Below are 16,783 nucleotides of genomic sequence, written 5' to 3' on the forward strand. Positions count from 1 at the left end.
TTCACGGTGATTCCAGCTGCTGCCGCATGGCGTAGATCTCGGCATCGTTGCGCAGCCCGAGCTTGCGCAGGGCCGCAACCTTCTGTGTGCTGACGGTCTTGATGCTGCGATGGCGGCGGAGCGCGATTTCCGAAACGGTCAGGCCCGCCAGCAGGAGCTCCAGTACTTCGCGCTCGTTGCGGCTGAGCTCTTCGCAGTCTCCCGGCAGCGTGCAATCGGGTGGCAGTCGCGGAAGGCCCTGCGATACGCGCACGATTGCGTCCGAGAGCATCGGCAGTGGTTCGGCCTTGCTGACCACGCCACCGACACCAGTGGCGATAAGCTGGTTGATGTGGATCGAGGGTGAAAGGGTCGCAAAAGCGAGCAGGGTGACGCGAGGAAAGTGCTCGCGCAGCAGCGGGGTCAGCTCGGACGCGCTGCGATCGTCGCGGGCCAGGGTCAGATCGATGATCGCGACATCCACCCGCATCTGCTGGAGGCTGTCGATGAGTTCGTCGCTGCGGGCGTGGCTGGCGACGATACGGAAGCGGGCGTCGCGGGAGAGGTGCAGGGCAGTGCCGCGACGGACGACTTCGTGGTCGTCCAGTAGTGCCAGTCGCAGCGGGCGCGGGGCAGGAAGTCCATTCATGCGCAGGGAGGTGATCGGCGCCCATGGGGCGTGATGACCATTCTGGCGCTGCTGTCGCGGCGAACATCGAAATTGCTTGATTTTTGCGAATATTCCTAAGAAGTGATTCGCTGCATCCATCGATTCGGAGCTGTCAATTGATGGGATCGAATGCTACCGGACGGATTGCGGCACGCGCCGCAGTCGGCGGATGTCGTAGCCCATCTCGGCGATGCGCTGCACGGCCTTCTGGTAGTCGCCGTCGGACACCTGCGGCGTACGCGCCATGTACCAGACATAGTCGCGCTTGCTGCGCGCCACGATGGTCTGGCGGTAGTCGTCATCCCGCCAGGCGATCACGTACTCGGCCTGGATCGGCCAGATGAACTGCATGCCCCAGATCGCGCCATTGCCTTCCTTCTCGACACGGCCAATGGGGTGCATCGACTTCTGCGGCGCATCGAAGCTGCCCTTGCGATAGGTGAAGGTGGTCTGGATGCGCCCGTCGGGCTTCAAGGCATAACTTTCCACCGCATCGTAGGCATCGCGTTCGGGCCAGGACGGAATATGGGCGATCACGTACCAGTCGCCCATGAAGCGTGGCACATCCACCGACGGCGCACGCGGAAGCGGCCGGGTGTCGCTGGAGGAGCAGCCCGAGCCGAACAGGCCGACTGCGATCAGCGGAAGCAGCGAGAACATGCGCATGGGGCACCTCAGCGGGGTCGGAACAGATAGTGGGCGACCAGCCACTGCTGGCCGTCGTCGTAGCCGAACAGTTCGGCACATGCCATCCAGAACATCCGCCAGCGCTGCCACCAGACCTTCGCTGCAGCCTGGCCGTAGGTGGCGACCAGCACCGGCATCACTCTCTCGCGGGCTGCATCCTGGTTGGCCAGCCAATGCTCGGCAGTGCGCTGGTAGTGGGTGCCGTCCAGCAACCAGCGTTGATCCAGGCGCAGGTCGCGCTGGAAATGCAGCAGCGTGTCGGCGGCCGGCATCAGGCCGCCGGTGAAGAAGTGGCGGCCCATCCAGTTGTCGCCGCCGTCTGTCTCGAACGGGTACATCAGTGTGCGATGGGCGAAGATGTGCACGAACAACGCGCCATCCGGTTTCAGCCACCGTGCGATGCCTGCCAGCAGGCGCTCGTAGTTGCGTACGTGCTCGAACATCTCCACCGAGACACAGCGGTCGAACCGGGCTGTCGGCAGATCAAGTTGGTTGACGTCACAGGTCAGCACCTCGACGTTGTCCAGGCCGCGCGCCTGGCACTGCGCCATGATGTGCTGGCGTTGGCTGTGCGAGTTGGAGACGGCGGTGATATGCGCCTGCGGGTAGCGTTCGGCCATCCACAGGGTCAGTGAGCCCCAGCCGCAGCCCAGCTCAAGAATCTGCTGGCCATCGGCCAGTCCGGCGCGCTGGCCGTACAGTTCCAGCATGGCGTCCTCCGCCTGGTCCAGCGTTTCGCGCCCGGTGGGGTAGTAGCAGCTGCTGTACTTCAGTCGCTTGCCCAGGCAGGCCTGGAAGAAGGCTGCCGGCACTTCATAGTGTTGGCGGTTGGCTGCGTCGGTATGCAACGCGAGCGGGCTGTCGGCCAGCTCGGCGATGCGCCGGCTGAATCGTGCCGATTGGCCTTCGATGCCACCCTCGCTTTCCTCATGCAGGCGCTGCGCGCACAAGCGGCGGATGCCCGCACGCAGCGCCGCATCGGGGACCAGCCCGCGTTCGGCCCAGGCGATCATCCCGGTTTCCGCATCTTCGGCTGGGTTCAGTGACGGGATCGCGCTCATGCGGAATGCTCCTTGGAAGAACGGGGAAACCAGGGAAAGAACATCGGTGTACTGCGCTGGTAGGCGCGATAGTCGTCGCCGCGGCTGCGCAGTGCCTGCTTCTCGGTGAATGGAATGCCGCTCAGATAGCGCAGGAACACGTACATCAGCAGCGGGCCGGCCCAGGCCAGCCACCACAGTGGCGAGCCGACCGCGAGCAGGACATAAGTGAACCAGTGCAGCCACTCGAAGAAGTAGTTGGGGTGGCGGGAATAGCGCCAGAGTCCGACGCGGCAGGTGCGGCCCCTGTTCGCCGGGTCGGCGCGGAAACGCGCCAGCTGGCGGTCGGCCAGGCTTTCGCCGCCGACGCTCAGCAGCCAGACCAGCGCTGCGGCCACCACCCACAGGGTCAGGCCGGCCCGAGGATTGGCAGCCACCGCCACGAAGGGCAGGGCGAACAGGACGATCAGCAGCGCCTGCGCCATGAAGAAGCCGAAGATCTTGCCCTGGTGGCCGTGCCAGTATTGGCGCAGGTAGCGGTAGCGTCCGTCCTCTTCTTCGTGACGGACCCGGTGCCACAGATGCAGGGCGAGTCGACTGCCCCACAGGCCGCCGAGCACGCCCAGCGCGATCCGCGGCATCACCGCACCGTCGCCCAGCAGCGCCAGCAACAGCGCCGAGGCGCCCACGCCCTTTGCCCAGAGCACATCGACCACGCCGATGTTGTGGTGGCGGCGCTGCCAGGCCCAGCCCCAGCTCATCACCAGTACGGCGTACAGCAGGACCCACATCAGATTGATCATGACGACGCTCCTGCGAAGGGCGGCTGCGGGATGTGCATGCCGCGACGGGCGGTCCGGCACAGCAGGGAAAGCGCAATGCTCCAGCCCGCGCCCAGCACCAGCAGTCCTGGCCATACAGGATCCGCGAACCGCACTGCGTCGAAACCGCGTGCGGCAGACAGATAGGCCAGAGGTGCCAGCAGCAGGCCGAACAGGGCCGGCAGGGCCGGGTGGTGCTGCAGGAAGCGCATCGACGTGGTCAGCGTCATCGCGAACGCCGCCCACAACGCCATGATCCACGGCGGTGGCGCCCAACCCAGTGGGGCCGCCGCGTAGCGCACCGTGCCGCTGGCGGCGGCACTGGCGTCGACCAGCCATGCGCAGGCCAGTGCCAACATCAACAGCCGCAGATCCAGCCGGGGGCGCGGTGAGGTCAACAGCTGGCTGCCGATGTAGAGCGAAGCGGCCAGTAGCGCGGGCCACTGCCAGCCGCGGCCCGCGCCGGCCACGGCACACAGCCAGACCAGCTGGTTGCCGAGCAGATTGGCCCAGAAGCGATGCATGTCAGTGGCTGCCGGTTGCAGCGAAAATGGGCCGGTGGTCCGGACGGGCCAGCAACAGATGCGAGACGCCGATCGAACGTTCCAGGAAGCCACCCTCGCAATAGGCCAGGTAGAATTCCCACAGCCGGCAGAAGCGCGCGTCAAAACCCTGCGCCTGCACTGCCGGCAGCTGGGCCAGGAAACGTTGGCGCCAGGCGCGAAGGGTCAATGCGTAGGAGTGGCCGAAATCCTGCTGGGCGATCAGCTGCAGGTCGCTGGATCGGCTCTTGGCGGCCATGATCGCGTTGATCGATGGGATGAAGCTGCCCGGGAACACATAGCGCTTGATGTAATCGACGCTGCGCCGGGCCTGTTCGTAGCGGTGGTCCTCGATGGTGATGGCCTGCAGCAGGGCAACGCCATCAGGCTTGAGCAGGCGCTGCAGCGTGGCCATGTAGGTGTCCAGGTATTCGGCGCCGATCGCTTCGATCATCTCGATCGACACCAGCTTGTCGAACTGGCCCTGCAGGTCGCGGTAGTCCTGCATCAGCAGCGTGACCTGGTCCTGCAGGCCCGCCTCCCGTACGCGCCGGGCGGCCAGCGCATGCTGTTCCGCAGAGATGGTGGTGGTCGTGACATGGCAGCCATAGTGCCGGGCGGCATGGACCGCGAAACCACCCCAGCCGGTGCCGATTTCCACCACGCGGTCGCCGGGTTTGAGCTGCAGCTGCTGGCAGATGCGGTCCAGCTTGCGCCGCGAGGCCGATTCCAGCGGTTCGGACTCACTGGCGAACAACGCCGACGAGTACATCAGGTCCGGCGACAGGAACAGGGCAAAGAAATCGTTGCCCAGGTCATAGTGCGCGGCGATGTTGCGGCGGCTGCCCTCACGGCTGTTGCGGCGCAGGCGGTTCCAGCCCCGCAGCAGCCAGCCACCCACGCGGGCCGGGCCACGCTCCATGCCGTCCAGCAGGTCGCGATTGCGTACCAGCAGCCGGATCAGTGCCACCAGATCATCACAGTGCCATTCGCCCTGGATGTAGCTTTCACCTGCGCCCACACTGCCTTGCGCTGCAACCTTGCGATAGAACCCTGGGTCATCGATGGTGACGGTGACATGCAGTTCGCCACGGGCATCGCCCAGCCAGACCTCGCCCAATGCGTCACGTACGCACAGGCGACCGTCGCGCATGGGGGCAAGCAGGGCCAGCAGGCGGCGGCGCAGGAGCGCATCCAGGGCGCCGGGGCGCGGCAGGGCGACCAGAGGGGTCATCGAGTTCATCGTGGTTTCTCGGCAAGAGCAGGGTGGTCGTGCACGGGGTTGCGTTTCATCCACAGCCGAAGTGCATGCCAGTGGATGGCGGCCACCACCTGGGTGGTCATCAGCGGATAGCAGGCCAGCACCCGGGCCAGCCCACGGCCGTTCAAGGCATGTCGCTGCATGGCCTGGGTGGCATCAAACTGGCGCACCCCGTCGCGCCAGACCTGCATGTGTACGCGCAGGTCCTGGTCCGGGCGGTTGAAGCGCCAGTCGTAGCGGCAATCCATCGGCATGAACGGCGAGACATGGAAGCGCTTGTCGAACTGCCAGCGCAATGACGCCCCTTCGTGGAGGGCCGTGGCGACCGGCAGCACATAGGCGTGCCGTTCCTTCCAGGGGATATTGGTGATCTCGGCCACGATGCAGTCCAGCGTGCTGCCATCGGCCTGGTAGCAGTAATAGAAGCTGACCGGGTTGAAGACATGCCCGGCGAAGCGGAGATGGGTGAGCAGGCGCACCGGACCGGCTGGCCGGTAGCCAAGCGTGCCCGCAGCGTGATCGCGCACCGCATCGGCCAGCGGCCGGGCGGGATCACCGAAGTAGTCGCTGCGGCGGAACTCGGCCAGGTTGCGGCGATTGACCGACCACAACCAGCGCCCGGCGAACACAGTGTCGAGTTCATCCAGGTCGAGCAGCAGCTGCGCGATGGGGTAACGGAATGCATGCGGATGCGGATGATGCCGGCGATGCATCACCTGCCCGATGTAGAGCGCGCTGGCACTCATGCCGCCACCTCATCCGAGGCGGATACGTTCCGATGTGGAGCGCAGGCCTGCAGGGCATCGACCACGTGGCGGGCACTGCGGATGCCATCCTCGTGGAATCCCCAGCCCCAATAGGCGCCTGCAAACCATGTGTGGCGGCGGCCCTGCAGTTCCGCCCAGCGCTGCTGTGCGCGCACTGCAGCGTGGTCGTGTACCGGGTGCGCGTAATGCAGGGTCCGCAGCACCTTGGCCGGATCGATTGCCTCGCTGCGGTTGAGGGTCACTACCAGGGGGATGTCGCCCGGCAGGCCCTGCAGCAGGTTCATGCAGTAGCTGACCGTGCAGGGCGCCGCGCGATCCTGTGGTACGTGCGCGTTCCAGGCCGCCCACGCCTTGCGGTTGCGCGGCAGCAACGACGCATCGGTATGCAGCACCGCTTCGTTGGACTGATAGCGGATGGCGCCGAGGACCTCACGCTCGACGGTATCTGCGTCGGCAAGCAACGCCAGTGCCTGGTCGCTGTGGCAGGCCAGGATCACTTCGTCGAAGGCCTCCACGCCGGCGCTGCTGTGCACGCGTGCACCCCAGGGCATGCGCTCGACCCTGCTGACCGGGCATTGCAGCCGCTCATGCACGCGCCAGCGGCGACGCAGCGCATCCACGTAGCGCGTCGATCCCCCGCTGACCACCCGCCAGCTTGGCCGCCCGGTCATCTGCAGCATCTGGTGGTTGGCCATGAACTGGGCCAGGTAGCGCGCCGGGAACGCCTGCACGGTGGCCGTCGGCGAGGACCACAGCGCGGAGGCCATCGGCAGCAGGTGCTCGTCGATGAATGCCTCGCCATAGCGCTGGCTGCGCAGGTAATCGCCGAGCGTGGGGCCGTCTTCTTCGGCCAGCAGCAACGGCGCGTCGCGATAGAACCGGCGCAGGTCGGCCAGCATGCCCCAGAAGCGCGGCGATACCAGGTTGCGGCGCTGGCAGAACAGCCCATCCAGCGAGGTGGCGTTGTACTCCACGCCGCTGCGCTCACTGTGCATGGAGAAACTCATCGTGGTCGGTTGCGAGGCCACGCCCAACTCGTCGAACAGCGCCGACAGCAAGGGATAGTGCTGGGGGTTGAAGACGATGAAACCGGTATCCACCGCCATGCCTCGGCCCGCCACCTGCACGTCGTGGGTATGGGTGTGGCCGCCGAGGTAATCGTTGGCCTCGAACAGCGTGACGTCGTGCTGGCCATCCAGCCACCAGGCACTGGCCAGCCCCGCGATACCCGAGCCGATGACCGCGATGCGCATCTCAGTACCTCGCCTTGGCCAGAACCCACTCGGGGATGGGCTTGAGCCCTTTGACCAGGCCCAGCGCCGCCATCGCGCGCAGTCCGTACCAGGTCAGGTCCACCTCCCACCAGCGGAAGCCCTGGCGCACGGTGCCGGGGAAAAAGTGATGGTTGTTGTGCCAGCCCTCACCGAAAGTGAGCAGCGCCAGCCACAGGTTGTTGCGGCTGTCGTCGCGGGTCTCGAAGCGGCGGCGGCCGAAACGGTGGGCCAGCGAATTGATGGTGACGGTGGCGTGGAACAGCACGATGGTGGAGATGAAGAAGCCCCACACCAGCAATTGCGGGCCCGTGGTGTGCAGGCCAGGCGCCCAGCGTTCCAGTGCTGCACCCAATGCATACAGTCCGACGGCCAGCAGCACGGGAATGGCGGTATCGAAACGGTCGAGCCAGCGCAGTTCGGGGAAGCGCGCCAGGTCAGGTACCCGCGACAGATCGGTCGCGAATGCCTCGCGGGTGAGGAACCAGCCCATGTGGCTGCGCCAGAAGCCGCCTTCGCGCGGCGAATGCGGGTCCCGTGGCTGGTCGGCATGCCGATGGTGGTGGCGATGATGGGCGGCCCACCACAGCGGGCCGCGCTGCACGCTGGACGCGCCGATGACTGCGAACACGAACTGCACCGGACGCGATGCCTGGAAGGTGCGGTGCGAGAAGTAGCGGTGATAGAACGCCGTGATGGCGAACATGCGCACGGCGTAGAGCGCCGTGGCCACGACGACCGCCGTCCATGACACGCCCACCCAGATCACCGCGATGCAGGCCAGGTGCATCAGTGCAAAGGGTACCGCGCGCACCCAGTCGATGCGTCCTGGCTGTTCGCCGGTGGTCTCTGTGGCGTTGCTGGTATCCACCCACCGCTGCAACGTACGCAGCAGGCGCCAGCGTCGACGGGGGAGGGGCGCTACAGAGGCCATGGCGGATCTCGGCGGGTGTCGTGTCTTCCTTTACGCAGCAGGGTGCGCAATGGATGCGCCACTTCGAACTGAATTTCGCTTCACCTGGGCGTCACGGCGCAACGCTCGGCCAGGGGCTGCGCCCACGCCTGTTGCCAGTCACCTGCCGGTCGCTCGGCAGCTGGCGAGCGGAAGCGTACCGTCACCTGCGGATAAGTGCCGCGCGCATCGCGCAGATTGCTGGTGCCGCGGAACTCCAGCAGGCGACGGTCGGCCGTGGCGTAGACCAGGACCAGGCGCGGCGCGATGCCGCCGTACCAGGTGTCCAGGCTGACCTCGATGGCCTGGGCGTCGATGCCCTGCCAGCGTACCGGGCCGATGCGCCGCACCTGCACCGGGAAGTAGCGCTGGCGTGCAGGCACCAGGAACGGCAGTGTGATGCGCTCGCCGCGCAGCAGCGCCGGCCAGTGCAGGCGTACTGCGGCATCAAACCCCGCATCGATCACCGCGTCCGCCGGCTGTTCAAGCCGGCGCCTGCGCAGCTCACTGGCGGCATCCTCCTTCCATGCAATCGACACCGAGTCGCCAGCGGCGTCGACCTCGGCGGTCTGGCCGCTGCGGCGGTCCTCCAGCGAATATCCCCGTGCCTGTGGGCGGGCGCTGGCGGGCAGATGCTTGCGGGCGAAGGGTTGGCCATCCGGGCACTGGTACAGCACCCAGCGCTCGGCGCCCTCCGTTGCCTCGCGTCGCCAGTGCACTTCACGGTAGAGGAGGTCGCCCTGCGCGGAGGTGGCCACGCCCTCGCTTCGCAACCAGGGTGCCGCCAGCGCGGCTTGGGGCAGGCACAGCAGCAGCCAGGCAGTGCGCATGGGTCTTCATCCGGAAGAGGAGGGCCCAGGTCATACGGCGGGGGCGGCCGGTTGGATGCGTCGTGCCGTCTGCATCCAATTGCTGCCCCTGCGCGTACAGAGGACAGACCTTCACCCGCCCGCCGCGAACCCGGATGTACCCTGACGCCGCCAGCACACTCCTCAACTTCGATAGCGCACGCACCGTGTCCAGTTCCCAGCAGCCGAGCAGCGAGCCGACGAACTGGGCCGGTGACATGGACGGCGTGGCGCGCCTGCGCGACCGCGACTGTTTCATGCGGATCTATGACTACTTCATGCCGCGGCTGTGCGTGTACCTGCGCGGCCTGGGTGCACCCGACGGCGTCACCGAGGAACTGGCCCAGGAATGCCTGCTGCGCCTGTGGCTGCGGGCCGCCGACTACGATGCAGCCCAAGGCGCCCTCAGTACGTGGCTGTACCGGATTGCGCGAAACCTGCATATCGATCGCATCCGTCGCGAGCGCAGCTGGATGCAGGTGCAGGCAGCGGTGGAGGACGCTGCCACACTGGATGTGATCGAGCGCAGCAGTGCCGAGCAGTTCGCCGACCAGGCACGTCTGCGCCAGCGCATCAACGAACTGCCCGCGGTACAGGCGCGGCTGGTGCGGATGTCCTATTTCGAGGCCAAGAGCCACAGCGAGATCGCAGAGGCGCTGGGCATGCCGCTGGGAACGGTCAAATCGCACCTGCGCCGCGCCTTTCTGCAGCTTCAGGCCAAAGTGGGAGGTGCGCTGTGAATCCGCACCACCATCTGCACGAATCGACCCTGATGAGCTATGCCGCCGGCGCGCTGCCGGCGCCGTTGAGCATCGTCGCCGGTGCCCATCTGGAGCAGTGCCCGCATTGCCGTCAGCGCCTGCGCGACGCCGAAGCGATCGGCTCGGTGCTGCTGGAGCAGACCCAGCCACCTGCAGCGGAGACGCGACGCGAACAACTGCGCGAGGCGATGCTGATGCAGCTGGCCACGGAAGCGCCGGTGCCCATGGCTGGGGTCGCACGTCCCGTGCCGAAGGAGCGCCCTGAGGCCAATCCGGACCATCTGCCTGCATCGCTGCACCCGTACTTCGGCGCCTCGCTCAGCGACCTGCGCTGGCGCTGGATGGCGCCGGGCGTGCACTGCATCCGTGCAGAGCAGATGCCTTCGCTGATCATGCTGAAGATCGCCCCGGGCAAATGCCTGCCCATGCACAGCCATGGCCGCAGCGAGCTGACCCAGATCCTACGGGGTTCGTACAATGATGCGCTGGGGTTGTTCGCGCCGGGCGACGTGGCAGATCTGGACGAAGACGTGGAGCATCAACCGGTGACCGCGCCCGGTGTCCCCTGCATCTGCGTGTCAGCGCTGGATGCGCCGCTGGTGTTCAGTGGCTGGCTGGCGCGGAAGATCCAGCGTTTCGTGAAACTCTAGCGGGGACGACGATGGCCGGGACGGGCGCATTACGGATTCTGTTGACCGGTGCCGCAGGCCTGGTCGGGCAGGGTGTGGCGTTGGCCTGCCAACGCTCACCACAGGTGTCCCGCCTGACAGCGCTGGTCCGCCACCCGGGAAGTCTGAGCGGCGCCGGCAGCGAACTGATCGTTCCGGACTTCCTGCGCATCCAGGACCGGTCGGATGAACTGGCCGGGTTCGATGCCTGCTTCTACTGTGCCGGGGCGCCACCTGTTGGCACGGCAGAGGCCGAGTACCGACGCGTGACCCTGGACACCACCCTGGCGGTGGCCCGTGCCTGGGCGGCTGCGAATCCCGAAGGGTGCTTTCTGTATGTATCCGGTGCCGGCGCGGACCCTCGGAGCCGGCTGATGCCGTTGAGGATCAAGGGCGAGACCGAGGTCGCATTGCACGGCCTGCCGGTGCGCACCGTGATGCTGCGCCCGGGCGGTGTCAGGCCGGTCCCGGGCACCGGCACCCGTCATGCCCTGTTGAAGCCCCTGTACTGGGGCGGTGCGCCGTTGATGAAGCTGGCCAGCGCGATTGCGCCATCGCTGATGACCAGCAATCTGGCTCTCGGTCAGGCGATGATTGCACTGGCCGGCAGGGAGCATCCGCCGGCCACGGTGGAGTGCGCGGACATCAACCGGATCGCCGCTGGCCTAGGCGATCCGGCCTCCTGAGCTCAGTGCGGCGCGGCCTCCAGCGCAGTGCGTACCGCCAGCGCCAGGTCACTTCGCGTAAACGGCTTCGGCAGCAGGGCAACCGCGCGTCCCTGGCTGCCCGCCTGATCGTGGTCACGTGGATAGCCCGACGTGAACAGGACGGCGACTTCCGGCCAGCGTTCGCGGACTTGACGGACCAGCTCCCAGCCCGACATGCCGGGCATCACCACGTCCGAGAACAGCAGGTCCACCCTGGTGTCGGGGCGCTCCAGCAACCGTAGCGCGGAGGGGCCATCGTGGGCTTCCAGCACGCGGTAGCCGAGCAGCCGCAGCGAATCCACCGTGTAGGCGCGGACATCGTCGTTGTCCTCGGCCACCAGAATGGTTTCCTCGCGCGGCGAGTAGTCGGCCAGGCCGGTCTGCGGGGTGCGTGTTTCGCGGGGCAGGGTCAGCGGCGAGCGCGGAAACATCATGGTAATGCTCGTGCCGCCGCCTTCCACCGAATCGATCAGCACGTGGCCGCCGGACTGCTTGACGAACCCATGCACCATCGACAGTCCCAGCCCGGTGCCGCGGCCGACCTGCTTGGTGGTGAAGAACGGTTCGAACACCCGGGCCAGGGTGGCCGCGTCCATGCCATGGCCGTTGTCGCGCACCCGCAACATCACGTACTGGCCTGGTGTTGCATCCGGGAACAGGGCAGCGTAGTCGTGGTCGAGGTGGCTGTTGTCGACCTCGATCACCAACCGCCCGCCGTGCGGCATCGCATCGCGGGCATTCACCGCCAGGTTCAGTACGGAGGCCTCCAGCTGGCTGATGTCGATCTCCACGCACCAGATGTCCTCGGCGCTGCGGATCTCCAGCTGCACCAGCTCACCCAGTGCACGCTGCAGCATGTCGTGCATGTCCAGCAGGCGCTCGTGGAGGTTGGCGGCCTGGCTGTGCAGCGGCTGGCGTCGGGCAAACGCCAGCAGGCGCTGGGTCAGGCTGGCGGCACGCCCGACACCCTTCAGCGCGTTGTCCAGCGCCCGGCTGACCATCGCCCCGGCTTCCCCCGCGCGCTCATTCAGCAGCATGGCGTGCTCGACGTTGCCGGAGATGACCGTCAGGATGTTGTTGAAATCATGCGCGATGCCGCCGGTGAGCTGGCCGACCGCCTCGATCTTCTGTGATTGGCGCGGTGCATGTTCGGCCTGGAGGCGCGCCGTCGTTTCCACGGCCTCGGAGACCACGGCGGTGACCACGCCTTCGGCATCCAGCAGCGGGCGGAACGAAAAATCGAAGCTGCGCGGCCCGGTCGGGAGTTCCAGCTCCAATGAATGCAGCGAACTACGGCCCTGCACGGCTGCACCGACGGCCCGATTGATCAGCGCGCCGATGCCATCGGTTGTGGCGAACCAGAGCGATTCACCGAAGCGTTGGCCAAGCACGTCCTTCTTTTCCGCCAGCACTGCGGCCAGTGACGCGTCATTGGCATCCACCACGCGCCCGGACAGATCCAGCAGCATCTGATGCTGGAAGCTGGATTCGAAGATCGCCTGCAGGCGCCGTTTGCTGGCGCGCAACTCGGCCGTGCGCGCCTGCACCTGCTGCTCGAGCAGCTGGTTGTCCTCGCGCAGGGCCAGCTCGGCCTGTTTCAGCTGCGAGACGTCGCTACCCAGGCAGATGTAGCCGGCCACGCTGCCGTCGGCCGCATGCTCCGGTACGCAGTCCATCTGCACGAATCGTGATTGGCCGCTGCGGTGCACCAGTTCGACCTGGAAGCTGGTGCGCTCGCCCTGCAGTACCCGTTCCAGGCTCGGCAGGGCGTGTTCGAAGGCGGAAATGCCGCTGACCTCGCGCGCTGTCCGGCCCAGCAACTCGGCCAGGCTGAATCCATGCCAGTCCAGGAACGCCTTGTTGGCGAACCGGTAGCGATGCGCGTTGTCGAGCTGGGCGATCAGCGCGGGTACGGCGTCGGTCACCTGCTGCAGCTGCGCCTGGCTCTCATTCAGCGCAGCCTGCGCATGAAGCAGCTGGTTGCGCTCATGGGCTTCCTGGCGGGCGCGGCGAATCGCATCCGGCAGGCGCTGCAGGCGCTGCTTGACTACATAGTCGCGCGCGCCACGGGTCAGCGCCTGCACCGCCAGCTCTTCGGTCAGCGTGCCGGAGACGAAGATGAAAGGGGTCTGCGGAGTCCGCTCGCGTGCCAGTGCGAGGGCCGCATCGCCATCGAATCCGGGCAGCACGTGGTCGGCGAGGATCACGTCGAACGCACGGCTGTCGATGGCCTCGATGAACGCGTTGCGGGTCCACAGGCGCTCGGCCTCGAATTCCAGGCCGGCACGCCGCAGCTGTGCGGTGATCAGCTCCGCATCAAGCGCGCTGTCCTCCAGCATGAGGATGCGCAGGCGCTCGCTGCGGCGCGATCCATCACGCATTGTTGTGCTGCCCCGAGCCATTGGGCCGATGCGGTGGTGGCTGGTTGGTGATGCCCCAGAACATGCCCAGCCCCTGGATGGCGTCGAAGAATTCCTTGAAGTCGACCGGCTTGACCACGAAGGCATTCACGCCCAGTTCGTAACTGCGCACGAGATCCTGTTCTTCGCGCGAGGAGGTCAACATCACCACCGGCGTGCTGCTCAGCTGCGGGTCGCCACGCACCTGTTCCAGCACCTCCAGGCCATTGACCTTGGGCAGCTTCAGGTCCAGCAGCACCACCACCGGGCCGCCGTGCATGGCGCCGGCGAACTTGCCTTCGCAGCGCAGGTAATCCAGCGCTTCGGCGCCGTCGCGTACATGGATGACATCGTTCAACAGCTGGCAGCGCGCAAGCGCGGCCATCGTCAGCTCTGCATCCTTGGGGCTGTCCTCTACCAGGAGGATCGGCCGCAGGTCCCTCATGGGTGTTCTCCTGTGAAGCGGGGTAGGGTGAAATGGATCGTGGCGCCCTTGCCGGGCTCGCCCTCGGCCCAGGTACGGCCGCCATGGCGGCCGATGATGCGGCGGACATTGGCCAGGCCGATGCCGGTGCCTTCGAACTCTTCGACGTGGTGCAGGCGCTGGAACACGCCGAACAGCTTGTCCACGTAGCGCATGTCGAAGCCGCAGCCGTTGTCGCGCACGAAAAAGTGGTCTTCGTCGTCGCTGCGGTCATGCCCAATCTCGATCATCGCGTGCTCGCGCTCGCGGGTGAACTTGATTGCGTTGGCCAGCACGTTCTGCCAGACCAGGCGCAGCATCGTCGGATCGGCTTCGACCTCCGGCAGCGGTGCGAGCGTCCATTGCACGTCGCGGCCGGCGTAGTCCAGGGCCAGGCTCCGGCGCACATCCTCGGCCAGCGCGGCCATGTCCAGCCGCACACGCCCCAGCGTGGAGCGCCCCATCTGCGAGAAGCCGAGCAGGTCATCCACCAGTGTTCCGGCGGACTTGGCCGATTCCACGATCGTGTCCAGGAAGCGGCGCTCGGTCTCGTTGAGGCGTTCGCCGGCGGAGCTGCCCAGCAACTCGGAATAGCCCACGATGTGGCGGAAGGGCGCGCGCAAGTCGTGGCTGACGGAGTAGGAAAACGCTTCGAGTTCCTTGTTGCTGCGAAGCAACTGCTCGTTCAGTTCGGCCATTTCCTCGGCCTTGCGCAACACGATATCGACGATGGCCGTGCGCATCTCGTGTGCCGCGTCGCAGTCAGCGTCACTCCACGGCAGGCTGCGTTGCTGCACGGTCTCCTTCCAGGCCTCGAACGAGTTGCGCGGGGAAAGCGCCACACCCGGTGCTGCTTCCTTGCGGGGATCGCCACCCCAGCGCACAGTGCGCACCACTTCCGGGCGGAACCACATCAGGTAACTGTCATGCAGCTGCGAAATGGACACCGCCAGCAGGCCGCTGGCTACGTCGGCCAGGTGTGCGGCAGGCGACCAGTCGGCTGCCAGGTGATCGGAGCAGTAGGTTTCCTGGCCGGCCTGCTGCGTGGCCAGCCAATTCGCCAGGGCCAGCACGTCGCTGGCGGAAGGGCACTGGCCAACACGCAGGCAATCGCCTTTGTGCACGATCGCCGCGCCGGCCGCGCCTGTCAGCGACAGCAGGCTGGCCTCGTCCTGGCGCAGGGCCGCCATGAAGTCTTCGTCGCCGGCCATGCGACCCAGTAGCTTGACCAGTATGGAACGACGGGCCACGCGCTCTTCGATCGCACGCGCACGCTCCTTGAGGGCAATCTGCAGCGACAGGATCTGGCCCATGAATTCGCAGGCAGTGCGCACGTGGTAGGGCAGGCGGCGTGGCTGCACGGTGTGGCAGGACACCAGGCCCCACAGCCGGCCTTCATGCACCAGCGATACCGACATCGACGCGCCGGTCCCCATGTTGCGCATGTAGTGCAGGTGCACCGGCGAGACGCTGCGCAGCACCGCCATGCTCAGGTCGGTGGGCGGCGCGTCGCGATGCTCTTCGGCCCGCATCAACGGGGCAGGGGTGTAGTTGTTGTCCGCGATCAGGCGCACCCGGTTGCGGCGGTAGAGTTCGCGGGCCTGGGCGGGAATGTCCGATTCAGGAAAACGCAGGTCCAGGTACGAGGGCAACAGGCCATTGCCTTCCTCGGCCACCACGATGCCATTCCAGCCGGCGTCGAACTGGTAGACCAGGGTGCGGTCGAAGCCGGTGAGCCGGCGCATGTGCGCGGCGGCCAGCTGGCACAGGTCTTCCACCGTTGCGGCCGATTCGATGCCCGTCATGAGCTCTCGGATGGCCGGATACAGTTCTTCAAGAGAACCGGGCTGGCCTGCGACTGGCGCTTCCAGCTCTACAAGGAGGTCGGTGGCGGAGCGATGCACCAGCAGCTGATGCCGGCCGTGGCCATCCAGGTGAACGGCGCCCACGTGCACACTGCTGCCGATGGTGGCCTTCTGGAGCAGTACCTGGAACGGGGCCAGCACGCCGCCGAGCACCTCGCTGACGTGCTGGAGCAGCGGCTCACCGAACTGCTGCAGCACACTCGGCTGACTGATGGCACGCTCGCGCACCCGCAGTGACTGCGGCTCCAGCACAAGGAGCACACCGTAGGGCTGGATCGCGCCGGGTGTGTGGATCGGTTCGCGCGCGCAACGGGATAGCGCAAGGTCGGGCATGGACTGGGCAGAGGGCATCAACGGCGGGACTCATGATTCATGGATGGCTGGAAGGACCCAGTGCTACATCCGGCTTGCAGGAATGGTGAAGCAAAAGCGTGCCTTCGACTACCGCCGGGTGCGCATGAAAAGCATTTCATTCAAACCTGAATTCTTCATCTACGCAGCGACGGACGAACTGGAAGCCATCCATCGCACCGCGACAAGCATGCGCTTGCTCGTCCTTGTTCAGTGCCGCAGCATCGATGGCTTCGCGCTGACGTCGCCAGTACTCGGCAACCCCCAGCTCGGAAGGGCGCAGGTGGTGGGCACCATGCCCGGCGTGCAGCCGCAATGCCGCCGCCGCCTTCAACAGCACCGCCGCCCCAAGGGTGGAGCCTTCTGCCACGTAGCGCCAGCCCAGAGCGGTGGCTGGAGAGGCCACCTGCAACTGCGGGTGCCACGTGTGCAGGGTTGGTGCGCACGCCCCCAGGTCCCGCAGGTCCGCCTCGATCAGCGATAATCTGGCTGCGCCCCCGTCGGGGTTCTGGTAAAGCGGCGCAAGGCTTGCATGGAACTGCCACTGCACGCGCAGGAAGGCCAGATAGCGCTCGCGCGAGGCGAAGATGCGCTGTTCCAGCAAATGCTGATCGAGGCGGCCGTGAATGCTGCGGGTGTGTTCCTTCAGCATCAGGCTGAGAGGGACGGTATGAGGGCGGGTTGGGATGGGCACGGACATCGGCAGGCACCCTAGCAGAATCGTGCCCGCC

The 16,783-nt window shown here is 66.5% G+C and carries 17 protein-coding genes; 3 read left to right on the forward strand and 14 right to left on the reverse strand.

Translation table 11 applies throughout. The features are described 5' to 3' along the window. Position 1: 1 nt before the first annotated feature. The 10 genes from AC5P7E_RS18230 to AC5P7E_RS18275 all read right to left on the reverse strand — a co-directional run bounded on the left by AC5P7E_RS18230 (position 2) and on the right by AC5P7E_RS18275 (position 8,820). Positions 2-748 (reverse strand): response regulator transcription factor, encoded by a 747-nt coding sequence (locus AC5P7E_RS18230; RefSeq protein WP_329761727.1) that lies wholly within the window; start codon positions 746-748, stop codon positions 2-4. Positions 749-781: 33 nt separating this feature from the next. After that, the gene (locus tag AC5P7E_RS18235; protein WP_005413302.1) at positions 782-1,315 is read right to left on the reverse strand and encodes a lipocalin family protein; all 534 of its coding nucleotides are present in this window, start codon (positions 1,313-1,315) and stop codon (positions 782-784) included. Positions 1,316-1,323: 8 nt separating this feature from the next. Continuing rightward, positions 1,324-2,397: an SAM-dependent methyltransferase gene (locus AC5P7E_RS18240; RefSeq protein WP_062607015.1), complete on the reverse strand. Its 1,074-nt coding sequence runs from the start codon at positions 2,395-2,397 to the stop codon at positions 1,324-1,326. Continuing rightward, positions 2,394-3,179 carry a DUF1295 domain-containing protein gene (locus tag AC5P7E_RS18245; RefSeq protein ID WP_100438522.1) on the reverse strand — a complete coding sequence of 262 codons (786 nt, stop codon included), beginning with the start codon at positions 3,177-3,179 and terminating at the stop codon, positions 2,394-2,396. Before AC5P7E_RS18245 ends, AC5P7E_RS18240 begins: the two co-directional genes overlap by 4 nt. Beyond that, complete coding sequence (locus AC5P7E_RS18250; RefSeq protein ID WP_099473148.1) at positions 3,176-3,721, reverse strand: DUF2878 domain-containing protein; 546 nt, start codon at positions 3,719-3,721, stop codon at positions 3,176-3,178. The genes AC5P7E_RS18245 and AC5P7E_RS18250 overlap by 4 nt, the downstream gene beginning before the upstream one ends. Position 3,722: 1 nt before the next feature. Continuing rightward, positions 3,723-4,982, reverse strand: coding sequence for an SAM-dependent methyltransferase (locus AC5P7E_RS18255; protein ID WP_114618413.1), 1,260 nt, complete (start codon positions 4,980-4,982; stop codon positions 3,723-3,725). After that, complete coding sequence (locus AC5P7E_RS18260; protein ID WP_043033538.1) at positions 4,979-5,746, reverse strand: DUF1365 domain-containing protein; 768 nt, start codon at positions 5,744-5,746, stop codon at positions 4,979-4,981. Before AC5P7E_RS18260 ends, AC5P7E_RS18255 begins: the two co-directional genes overlap by 4 nt. Continuing rightward, positions 5,743-7,020: an NAD(P)/FAD-dependent oxidoreductase gene (locus tag AC5P7E_RS18265; protein WP_099473155.1), complete on the reverse strand. Its 1,278-nt coding sequence runs from the start codon at positions 7,018-7,020 to the stop codon at positions 5,743-5,745. Before AC5P7E_RS18265 ends, AC5P7E_RS18260 begins: the two co-directional genes overlap by 4 nt. Position 7,021: 1 nt before the next feature. Further along, the gene (locus tag AC5P7E_RS18270; protein WP_111189797.1) at positions 7,022-7,972 is read right to left on the reverse strand and encodes an acyl-CoA desaturase; all 951 of its coding nucleotides are present in this window, start codon (positions 7,970-7,972) and stop codon (positions 7,022-7,024) included. An 80-nt stretch (positions 7,973-8,052) separates the two neighbouring features. Continuing rightward, a complete protein-coding gene (locus AC5P7E_RS18275; RefSeq protein WP_114618412.1) occupies positions 8,053-8,820 on the reverse strand; it encodes a hypothetical protein in 768 nt (255 codons plus the stop codon). 134 nt (positions 8,821-8,954) lie between these two features. Between AC5P7E_RS18275 and AC5P7E_RS18280 the strand changes: the two genes are divergently transcribed. From AC5P7E_RS18280 to AC5P7E_RS18290, 3 genes are read left to right on the forward strand one after another with little or no spacing between them, the layout of a single operon-like run. Then, positions 8,955-9,578, forward strand: a complete 624-nt coding sequence (locus AC5P7E_RS18280) for a sigma-70 family RNA polymerase sigma factor (RefSeq protein WP_012480160.1) — start codon at positions 8,955-8,957, stop codon at positions 9,576-9,578. After that, entirely contained in the window at positions 9,575-10,249 is a 675-nt protein-coding gene (locus AC5P7E_RS18285) for a ChrR family anti-sigma-E factor (RefSeq protein WP_005413310.1), read from the forward strand. Before AC5P7E_RS18280 ends, AC5P7E_RS18285 begins: the two co-directional genes overlap by 4 nt. Before the next feature lie 11 nt (positions 10,250-10,260). Then, positions 10,261-10,953 carry a Rossmann-fold NAD(P)-binding domain-containing protein gene (locus tag AC5P7E_RS18290; protein WP_005409631.1) on the forward strand — a complete coding sequence of 231 codons (693 nt, stop codon included), beginning with the start codon at positions 10,261-10,263 and terminating at the stop codon, positions 10,951-10,953. Positions 10,954-10,955: 2 nt separating this feature from the next. Here AC5P7E_RS18290 and AC5P7E_RS18295 read toward each other — a convergent pair whose 3' ends face one another. The 4 genes from AC5P7E_RS18295 to AC5P7E_RS18310 all read right to left on the reverse strand — a co-directional run bounded on the left by AC5P7E_RS18295 (position 10,956) and on the right by AC5P7E_RS18310 (position 16,752). Then, the gene (locus AC5P7E_RS18295; RefSeq protein ID WP_329761726.1) at positions 10,956-13,355 is read right to left on the reverse strand and encodes a response regulator; all 2,400 of its coding nucleotides are present in this window, start codon (positions 13,353-13,355) and stop codon (positions 10,956-10,958) included. Continuing rightward, complete coding sequence (locus AC5P7E_RS18300; RefSeq protein WP_005409633.1) at positions 13,348-13,818, reverse strand: response regulator; 471 nt, start codon at positions 13,816-13,818, stop codon at positions 13,348-13,350. Before AC5P7E_RS18300 ends, AC5P7E_RS18295 begins: the two co-directional genes overlap by 8 nt. Then, positions 13,815-16,052 carry an ATP-binding protein gene (locus AC5P7E_RS18305; protein ID WP_329761725.1) on the reverse strand — a complete coding sequence of 746 codons (2,238 nt, stop codon included), beginning with the start codon at positions 16,050-16,052 and terminating at the stop codon, positions 13,815-13,817. Before AC5P7E_RS18305 ends, AC5P7E_RS18300 begins: the two co-directional genes overlap by 4 nt. A gap of 118 nt (positions 16,053-16,170) precedes the next feature. Then, positions 16,171-16,752 (reverse strand): biliverdin-producing heme oxygenase, encoded by a 582-nt coding sequence (locus tag AC5P7E_RS18310; protein ID WP_162792517.1) that lies wholly within the window; start codon positions 16,750-16,752, stop codon positions 16,171-16,173. Between the last annotated feature and the right edge of the window lie 31 nt (positions 16,753-16,783).

It is taken from the genome of Stenotrophomonas sp. YJH_SMC_25, from assembly GCF_059369595.1.

Bases quoted from the DNA above. Each gene is read 5' to 3' on its own strand.
- AC5P7E_RS18255 (WP_114618413.1), bottom strand. From the start codon at position 4,982: ATGAACTCGATGACCCCTCTGGTCGCCCTGCCGCGCCCCGGCGCCCTG.
- AC5P7E_RS18280 (WP_012480160.1), top strand. From the start codon at position 8,955: ATGTACCCTGACGCCGCCAGCACACTCCTCAACTTCGATAGCGCACGC.
- AC5P7E_RS18270 (WP_111189797.1), bottom strand. From the start codon at position 7,972: ATGGCCTCTGTAGCGCCCCTCCCCCGTCGACGCTGGCGCCTGCTGCGT.
- AC5P7E_RS18275 (WP_114618412.1), bottom strand. From the start codon at position 8,820: ATGCGCACTGCCTGGCTGCTGCTGTGCCTGCCCCAAGCCGCGCTGGCG.
- AC5P7E_RS18245 (WP_100438522.1), bottom strand. From the start codon at position 3,179: ATGATCAATCTGATGTGGGTCCTGCTGTACGCCGTACTGGTGATGAGC.
- AC5P7E_RS18230 (WP_329761727.1), bottom strand. From the start codon at position 748: ATGGATGCAGCGAATCACTTCTTAGGAATATTCGCAAAAATCAAGCAA.
- AC5P7E_RS18235 (WP_005413302.1), bottom strand. From the start codon at position 1,315: ATGCGCATGTTCTCGCTGCTTCCGCTGATCGCAGTCGGCCTGTTCGGC.
- AC5P7E_RS18240 (WP_062607015.1), bottom strand. From the start codon at position 2,397: ATGAGCGCGATCCCGTCACTGAACCCAGCCGAAGATGCGGAAACCGGG.
- AC5P7E_RS18265 (WP_099473155.1), bottom strand. From the start codon at position 7,020: ATGCGCATCGCGGTCATCGGCTCGGGTATCGCGGGGCTGGCCAGTGCC.
- AC5P7E_RS18295 (WP_329761726.1), bottom strand. From the start codon at position 13,355: ATGCGTGATGGATCGCGCCGCAGCGAGCGCCTGCGCATCCTCATGCTG.
- AC5P7E_RS18290 (WP_005409631.1), top strand. From the start codon at position 10,261: ATGGCCGGGACGGGCGCATTACGGATTCTGTTGACCGGTGCCGCAGGC.
- AC5P7E_RS18300 (WP_005409633.1), bottom strand. From the start codon at position 13,818: ATGAGGGACCTGCGGCCGATCCTCCTGGTAGAGGACAGCCCCAAGGAT.
- AC5P7E_RS18260 (WP_043033538.1), bottom strand. From the start codon at position 5,746: ATGAGTGCCAGCGCGCTCTACATCGGGCAGGTGATGCATCGCCGGCAT.
- AC5P7E_RS18305 (WP_329761725.1), bottom strand. From the start codon at position 16,052: ATGCCCTCTGCCCAGTCCATGCCCGACCTTGCGCTATCCCGTTGCGCG.
- AC5P7E_RS18250 (WP_099473148.1), bottom strand. From the start codon at position 3,721: ATGCATCGCTTCTGGGCCAATCTGCTCGGCAACCAGCTGGTCTGGCTG.
- AC5P7E_RS18310 (WP_162792517.1), bottom strand. From the start codon at position 16,752: ATGTCCGTGCCCATCCCAACCCGCCCTCATACCGTCCCTCTCAGCCTG.